The organism is Burkholderia latens, from assembly GCF_902499045.1.
GTDB classification, from domain to species: Bacteria; Pseudomonadota; Gammaproteobacteria; order Burkholderiales; family Burkholderiaceae; genus Burkholderia; species Burkholderia latens.
This window is the reverse complement of the sequence record NZ_CABVPL010000056.1, coordinates 42,826-49,960: the sequence shown is the minus strand read 5'-3', so window position 1 is coordinate 49,960 and position 7,135 is coordinate 42,826. Positions and strand designations below refer to the sequence as shown.

9 protein-coding genes are annotated in these 7,135 nt (G+C 64.8%); 8 read left to right on the top strand and 1 reads right to left on the bottom strand.

Features of this window, described 5'->3' with window-relative positions:
- The 8 genes from BSE24067_RS27895 to BSE24067_RS27860 form a co-directional block, all read left to right on the top strand.
- The coding region (locus tag BSE24067_RS27895; protein ID WP_174904925.1) for an anti-sigma factor family protein at positions 1 to 617 on the top strand (617 nt) is incomplete at its 5' end.
- A 240-nt stretch (positions 618 to 857) separates the two neighbouring features.
- Complete coding sequence (gene rpsF / locus BSE24067_RS27890; protein WP_006402295.1) at positions 858 to 1,232, top strand: 30S ribosomal protein S6; 375 nt, start codon at positions 858 to 860, stop codon at positions 1,230 to 1,232.
- A gap of 40 nt (positions 1,233 to 1,272) precedes the next feature.
- A complete protein-coding gene (priB, locus tag BSE24067_RS27885; protein WP_011657069.1) occupies positions 1,273 to 1,572 on the top strand; it encodes a primosomal replication protein N in 300 nt (99 codons plus the stop codon).
- Between the two features lie 4 nt (positions 1,573 to 1,576).
- Positions 1,577 to 1,852 (top strand): 30S ribosomal protein S18, encoded by a 276-nt coding sequence (gene rpsR, locus BSE24067_RS27880; protein ID WP_006486248.1) that lies wholly within the window; start codon positions 1,577 to 1,579, stop codon positions 1,850 to 1,852.
- A gap of 27 nt (positions 1,853 to 1,879) precedes the next feature.
- Complete coding sequence (rplI, locus tag BSE24067_RS27875) at positions 1,880 to 2,332, top strand: 50S ribosomal protein L9 (RefSeq protein ID WP_040144332.1); 453 nt, start codon at positions 1,880 to 1,882, stop codon at positions 2,330 to 2,332.
- A 139-nt stretch (positions 2,333 to 2,471) separates the two neighbouring features.
- Entirely contained in the window at positions 2,472 to 3,854 is a 1,383-nt protein-coding gene (locus BSE24067_RS27870) for a replicative DNA helicase (RefSeq protein WP_040144331.1), read from the top strand.
- Positions 3,855 to 4,000: 146 nt separating this feature from the next.
- Positions 4,001 to 4,627, top strand: a complete 627-nt coding sequence (locus BSE24067_RS27865; RefSeq protein ID WP_006402300.1) for a DUF47 domain-containing protein — start codon at positions 4,001 to 4,003, stop codon at positions 4,625 to 4,627.
- Between the two features lie 10 nt (positions 4,628 to 4,637).
- Positions 4,638 to 5,648: an inorganic phosphate transporter gene (locus tag BSE24067_RS27860; protein WP_151068581.1), complete on the top strand. Its 1,011-nt coding sequence runs from the start codon at positions 4,638 to 4,640 to the stop codon at positions 5,646 to 5,648.
- A 144-nt stretch (positions 5,649 to 5,792) separates the two neighbouring features.
- Here the strand turns inward: BSE24067_RS27860 and BSE24067_RS27855 are convergent, their stop codons facing one another.
- Entirely contained in the window at positions 5,793 to 6,890 is a 1,098-nt protein-coding gene (locus tag BSE24067_RS27855; RefSeq protein ID WP_151068582.1) for a C40 family peptidase, read from the bottom strand.
- Positions 6,891 to 7,135: the final 245 nt, after the last annotated feature.

Here is a 7,135-nt window from a genome sequence, read left to right as displayed (position 1 = left end):
GGCCACGACCGGGCGCGCGCCGCTGGTTCGCATGGCCGGCGGGTCGCGGCGTGTCGGCTCGCCCGGCCGCCGCGGGCCCCGGGCCGCACGTCGCGGCGCTGCCAGCGCTCGGCTGGGGCGTGGCGCTGATGGTCGCGCTGGCCGCGGCGGCCGGGATGACGCTGTCCGCCCGTCACGCCGACACCGACCGGACGGTCGACGAACTCGTGTCGAGCCACGTGCGGGCCGGCCTGTCGGCGCGCGACATCGACGTGATCTCGACGGATCGGCATACGGTGAAGCCGTGGTTCAACGGGCGGCTCGACTACGCGCCGCCGGTCGAGGACCTGTCGGCGAGCGGTTTCCCGCTGGCCGGCGGCCGGCTCGACTACGTCGGCGGGCGCCGCGTCGCGGTGCTCGTGTACCGCTACCGGCAGCACGTGATCGACGTGTACGTGCGGCCGGCCGGAGAAGGGCGCGCGCGCGCAGCGTACACGACCGTGTCGCAAGGCTACGCGCTCGATCGCTGGGACGCGGCCGGGATGACGTGGTGGGCGGTGACCGACGCGGAGCCTTCGGCGCTGGCCGCGTTCAGGACGGCGCTCGACGCGCGGCTGCGCGGGGCGCGCAGCGAGTGAAGGCGGCCCGAAGCACCGGCCCGGAACCGCGCGAAGCGTTCCGTCCCCGGGTCGCGAGCGGGTGTGCGCGTCCCCGTTTCTGCCGCCGGCCACCTTCAAGTCGTTGAAAACATGGCCGAATCCACGCGGGAATCGTCGATCGGTGTTGCATGAGCCGTGTATCCGGGTTAGAATCTTCGGCTTCTCACTTGCCACACCGGTTCAGACGCCCGGGTGGCTTCTATCCACAAGGAGTGTGTAATGCGTCATTACGAAATCGTATTCATCGTGCACCCCGATCAGAGCGAGCAAGTGCCCGCGATGATCGAGCGTTACAAGACCACGATCACGTCGCACGGCGGTCAGATCCACCGCGTCGAAGACTGGGGCCGTCGCCAACTGGCCTACATGATCGAGAAACTCGCGAAGGCTCACTACGTCTGCATGAACATCGAGTGCGACCAGACGACGCTCGACGAACTCGAACACGCGTTCAAGTTCAACGACGCCGTGCTGCGCCACCTCATCGTCAAGATGAAGAAGGCCGAGACCGGCCCGTCGCCGATGATGAAGGAAGTTCAGCGCGAAGAAGCCAAGAAGGCGGCTGCAGCTCAGCCGACCGAAGCGCAGGCTTAAGTTCGTCACGTATTAAGCCACCAGGGAACGCGTCACTCACGTGAACAGGTTGCAATTGACGGCGAGCGTCGTCGAACGCGCACCGGTGCGATATACGCCGGCAGGTGTTCCGATTGCAAGCGCCACATTGCATCACCGCACGGAAGTCGTCGAAGCAGGCATTCCCCGTCAGGTCGAAATGACGATCGAGGCGGTGGCGGCCGGTGAGGCGAGCGGCAGGCTGGAGAGCCGTGAAATGGGCGTCGAGACGCTGTTCACGGGCTTCCTGGCGAAGAAAAGCCGCAACGCGAGAACCTTGGTGTTTCACATCACAGCATTGCAGGACATTGGAAAGGACTGAAATCATGCCCCGCCCGACTGGTAAGAAATTCGACAAGCGTCGTCAGCAACAAAACCCGCTCTTCAAGCGCAAGAAGTTCTGCCGTTTCACGGCTGCAGGCGTCGAGCAGATCGACTACAAGGACACGGAAACGCTGAAGGACTTCATCGGCGAAAACGGCAAGATCACGCCGGCTCGTCTGACGGGTACGAAGGCGCACTATCAGCGTCAGCTGGATACGGCAATCAAGCGTGCGCGTTTCCTCGCGCTGCTGCCGTACACCGATCAGCACAAGGCGTAATCAGGCGACGCAATAAGGAGAATTCGAATGCAAATCATTCTGTTGGAAAAAGTCGCCAATCTGGGCAACCTCGGCGATATCGTCAAGGTCAAGGACGGTTACGCTCGCAACTTCCTGATCCCGAACCGCAAGGCTCGCCGTGCAACGAAGGAAGCGATCGCCGAATTCGAAGTTCGCCGCGCCGAGCTCGAAAAGATCGCCGCTGAAAAGCTGGCGGCAGCGCAGGCAGTCGGCGAGAAGCTGAACGGCCAGACGTTCGAAGTCACGCAGAAGTCGGGCGTCGACGGCCGTCTGTTCGGCTCGGTCACGAACGGCGACGTCGCGGAACTGCTGAAGAAGGCAGGTTTCGAAGTCGAGAAGCTGCAAGTTCGCATGCCGGAAGGCCCGCTGAAGATGATCGGCGAGCACGTCGTCCAGATCGCGCTGCACACGGACGTCGTCGTCGACGTCACGATCAACGTGATCGGCGACCACGCGTAAGCGTACGCAAGCTTGCCGGGCGGCTTCCGCCGTCCGGACAAGGGCAGGCGCCCGGGCAACCGGGGCCTGCCTTTTTTATTGCCTGTACGCCGGCGGCCGGTATGGCGTCGTCCAGTGTAATTCGCGATAATCCCAACCCATGAACGCGCCGCAAGATCCTCAAATCGAATCGCTGAAAGTCCCGCCGCATTCGGTCGAAGCCGAGCAGTCGGTGCTCGGCGGCCTGTTGCTCGACAACGCGGCCTGGGACCGGATTGCCGACTTCCTGTCGCAGAGCGATTTCTACCGCTACGACCACCGGATCATTTACGAGCACATCGGCCGGCTGATCGCGTCGACACGCCCGGCCGACGTCGTGACCGTGTACGAAGCGCTGACCACGTCCGGCAAGGCCGACGACGTCGGCGGCCTCGCGTACCTGAACGCGCTCGCGCAAAATACGCCGAGCGCCGCGAACATCCGCCGCTATGCGGAAATCGTGCGCGACCGCGCGGTGCTGCGCCGGCTCGTGTCGGTCGCCGACGAAATCTCGGCCGACGCGTTCAATCCGCAGGGCAAGGAAGTCCGCCAGCTGCTCGACGAGGCCGAGTCGAAGGTGTTCTCGATCGCCGAAGAGGGCGCGCGCGGCAACCAGGGCTTCCTGGAGATCGGCCCGCTGCTCACGCAGGTCGTCGAGCGGATCGACACGCTGTATCACACCGCGAACCCGAGCGACGTCACCGGCACGCCGACCGGCTTCGTCGACCTCGACCGGATGACGTCCGGGATGCACGGCGGCGAGCTGATCATCGTGGCCGGACGGCCGTCGATGGGTAAGACCGCGTTCTCGATGAACATCGGCGAATACGTCGCGGTCGAGTACGGGCTGCCGGTCGCGGTGTTCTCGATGGAAATGCCGGGCACGCAGCTCGTGATGCGTATGCTCGGCTCGATCGGCCGGCTCGACCAGCACCGGATGCGTACCGGCCGCCTGACCGACGAGGACTGGCCGAAGCTCACGCACGCGGTGCAGAAGATGAGCGAGGCGCAGCTCTTCATCGACGAAACGGGCGGCCTGAACCCGATGGAACTGCGCTCGCGCGCGCGACGCCTTGCGCGTCAGTGCGGCAAGCTCGGCCTGATCATCGTCGACTACCTGCAGCTGATGTCGGGTTCGTCGCAGGGCGAGAACCGCGCGACCGAAATCTCGGAAATTTCGCGATCGCTGAAGAGCCTCGCGAAAGAGCTGGACGTGCCCGTGATCGCGCTGTCGCAGCTGAACCGCGGTCTCGAACAGCGTCCGAACAAGCGTCCGGTGATGTCCGATTTGCGCGAATCGGGCGCAATCGAGCAGGACGCGGACGTGATCCTGTTCATTTACCGCGACGAGGTTTACAATCCCGACAGCCCGGACAAGGGGACGGCCGAAATCATCATCGGCAAGCAGCGTAACGGTCCGATCGGGCCCGTTCGGCTCACGTTCCTGGGCCAATACACGAAGTTCGACAACTTTGCGGGGGCGCAGAACTTCTACGGCGAGTAACACTTCTTCGCCGGATGTAAACCGTTATTTCACCAGGCGTTGTATCCAATCCCGGCGCGCGCATATACGCGCGTCGCGTCGCAACCGAAAACGGTACAATGTCGCCCGTTTTCGTGACAGTCGTTTGACAATCTCTCAGGAATCCCATGTTCGGTCGATTCATGCCCACGGAGGGCAAGTTCTTTGAACTCTTCAACGCGCACGCGAAGCACATCGTTTCCGGTGGCCGCGAGCTCGAACTGCTGATCGACAATCTCGCCGACGCCGAGATTCACAAGCAAAACGTGCAAACCGCCGAGAAGGCCGCTGACAAGCTCACGCATGAAGCGATCGATCTGCTGCACAAGACCTTCATCACGCCGCTCGATCGTGACGAGATCCACAAGCTGATCACGACGATGGACGACATCCTCGACCTGATGGAAGACGTCGCGACGGCCGTGTCGCTGTACGACGTGCAGTCGGTCACGTCGGAGGCGAGCCAGCTCGCGCACATCGTCACGCAGTCGGCGCAACACGTTCAGCAGGCGGTCGCGCTGCTGTCCGACATGAAGCAGTCGGCGCAGATCCTCAAGCAGTGCGAGGAGATCGACCGCTGGGAGTCGGAGGCCGATCGTGTGCTGCGCGCGGCAATGTCGAAGCTGTTCCGCGAGGAGGACGACGTGAAGACGCTCATCAAGCTGAAGGCGATCTACGAGTTGCTCGAAGAGATCACCGACAAGTGCGAGGACGTCGCGAACATCATCGAAGGCATCGTGCTGGAAAACGCCTGAGCGGACCACGATGCATTCGATACAACTCGCCCTTTGGATGGTCGCGACGCTGGTGCTCGTCGCGCTCGTATTCGACTTCATGAACGGCTTCCACGACGCGGCGAATTCGATCGCCACCGTCGTGTCCACCGGGGTGCTGAAGCCGCAGCAGGCCGTCGTGTTCGCGGCCGCGTTCAACGTCATCGCGTATTTCATCTTCCACCTGAAGGTCGCGCAGACCGTCGGTAAAGGCACGATCGATCCGGAGATCGTCGACCACTACGTCGTGTTCGGCGCGCTGGTCGGCGCGATCGGCTGGAACGTGATCACCTGGTACTACGGGATCCCGTCGAGCTCGTCGCATGCGCTGATCGGCGGCCTCGTCGGCGCGGCGCTCGCGAAGTCGGGCTGGAGCGCGCTCAACGTCGACGGGCTGCTGAAGACGATCGCGTTCATCTTCATCTCGCCGCTGCTCGGTTTCATCCTCGGTTCGCTGTTCATGCTCGGCGTGTCGTGGCTGTATTTCCGGACCGCGCCCAGCAAGGTCGACCGGCGCTTCCGCCGGCTCCAGCTGCTGTCGGCCGGACTGTACAGCCTCGGCCACGGCGGCAACGACGCGCAGAAGACGATCGGCATCATCTGGATGCTGCTGATCGCATCGGGCTATGCGTCGGCGACCGCCGATGCGCCGCCCGCGTGGGTGATCGGCGCATGCTACCTGTCGATGGGCCTCGGCACGCTGTTCGGCGGCTGGCGGATCGTGCGCACGATGGGGCAGAAGATCACGAAGCTGAAGCCGGTCGGCGGTTTCTGCGCGGAAAGCGGTGGCGCGATCACGCTGTTCATCGCATCGTTCCTCGGCATCCCCGTGTCGACCACGCACACGATCACCGGCGCGATCGTCGGCGTCGGCGCGACGCAGAAGCTGTCGGCCGTACGCTGGGGCGTCGCCGGCAACATCGTGTGGGCCTGGGTGCTGACGCTGCCGGCAGCCGCGCTTTTCGCGGCCGGCGGCTGGTGGATCGGGCGCCAGATCTTCTGATCGCCGACACCGTCTGATCGACGCGACATGCGCCGCAAGCCGAAAGGCTGCGGCGCATTTTTTTGGGGGTTGCGCGAACGGTGCGGTGAAGAAGCGGGGCGCCAGATGCCGCCAACGTCGTGACGGTCAGGTTCGAACAACCGGTCAGTAACTGCCGTTCGCAAACCGCGCGATCGGATCGTCTGCCGTGCTGGTGCGTGGGCTGGCGGGCGCGGATTGCGTCGACGCGCGCAACACCTGCACGGGCGGCGGCTCGATGCCGCGCGAAGGCGCCGACGTGGCGGCGGGCGGCGGTTCGGCGTCGAACGCGGCGGCCTCGGCAGCCGTCAGCGCCGTCGTCGGGATCTGCGTGCCGACCTCCGTGGGCGCAGCCGGCGCTGTGTTGGCCGTCGTCGCGGGTGGCGTGTCGTTTACGGACGCGGCTTGCGGCAGTGCTGCCTGCATCCGCGCTGGCGGCGGTTCGTACGCGTCGGCGGGCGGTGCCGCAGGTGCTGCCGGCGCGGATGTGGCAGCCGTCACGACCGACGTGCTCGGCGTGACCGGAGCCTGCGCCCGCGCCGCTCGCGCGGGCGGCGACACATGGGCAGGCGGCCGTGCCGTCGCGGCAGCCGTCACGATCGCCGGAGCGGGCGCAATAGCCGGCGGATTGCGCGGCTCGTCGCGCTTCGCGTCGTAAGTCGGCGCATCGAACGGCGTCGGCGCAGAGCGCGGCGGCGCGACCCGGCGAATGCCGTCGAAGCGCTTCGCCCAGTACGGGTTCGTCAGGTAGTCCAGCCGCACGGTGCCGCCCGTCGACGGTGCGTTGACGAAGCGCAGCTTGCCGACGTAAATGCCGACGTGCGAATGCGGGCGCCCGGTCGTGTTGAAGAAGATCAAGTCGCCCGGCGCGATCTGGTCGGGCTCGATCGATACGCCGCGGCTGCTCATGTCGGCGGTCGTGCGCGGCAGGTCCACGTCTGCCGCGCGGCCGATCACATAGCGTACGAGCCCGCTGCAGTCGAAACCGCTCGTCGGCGTGTTGCCGCCCCAGCGATACGGGACGCCGACGAGGCTCATCGCCTGGATCGAGATTTCTTCCTGACCGACGCTGTGGTCGACGAATTTCGGGAAATTGGCGGGCGGCGGGAACGCGCGCGGCGTCATGATCTTCATGCCGGAGGTGCGCGACGCCGACTGCGGCGGCACGCTGGAGCAGGCCGCGAGCAGTGATACGACGGCGACGGGAACCCAGATTCGAAGCATGACAAGGCGGACGCGCGCGGTGGGCGCGAATCGTATGACAACAGACAGACCCGATGGTAGACGTTCCGGCGGGGCTTAGGCAACCATTCCTGAGAATTTACTTGAAGTTTCGCGTGTAAGTGCGGGGGTTGCGTAACGGTTGTGTAACGAACGATGAAGAGTGCTTTCGACCCCATAAATAAAAACGGCGCTCCGGAAGCGGAGCGCCGTATGCGGGTCGAAGGCCGGCGAGCCGCCGGCGTATC

Excerpts from the sequence above, each read along its gene's own strand:
- rpsF (WP_006402295.1), top strand. The coding sequence starts at position 858 with ATGCGTCATTACGAAATCGTATTCATCGTGCACCCCGATCAGAGCGAG.
- rpsR (WP_006486248.1), top strand. The coding sequence starts at position 1,577 with ATGCCCCGCCCGACTGGTAAGAAATTCGACAAGCGTCGTCAGCAACAA.
- rplI (WP_040144332.1), top strand. The coding sequence starts at position 1,880 with ATGCAAATCATTCTGTTGGAAAAAGTCGCCAATCTGGGCAACCTCGGC.
- BSE24067_RS27870 (WP_040144331.1), top strand. The coding sequence starts at position 2,472 with ATGAACGCGCCGCAAGATCCTCAAATCGAATCGCTGAAAGTCCCGCCG.
- BSE24067_RS27865 (WP_006402300.1), top strand. The coding sequence starts at position 4,001 with ATGTTCGGTCGATTCATGCCCACGGAGGGCAAGTTCTTTGAACTCTTC.
- BSE24067_RS27860 (WP_151068581.1), top strand. The coding sequence starts at position 4,638 with ATGCATTCGATACAACTCGCCCTTTGGATGGTCGCGACGCTGGTGCTC.
- BSE24067_RS27855 (WP_151068582.1), bottom strand. The coding sequence starts at position 6,890 with ATGCTTCGAATCTGGGTTCCCGTCGCCGTCGTATCACTGCTCGCGGCC.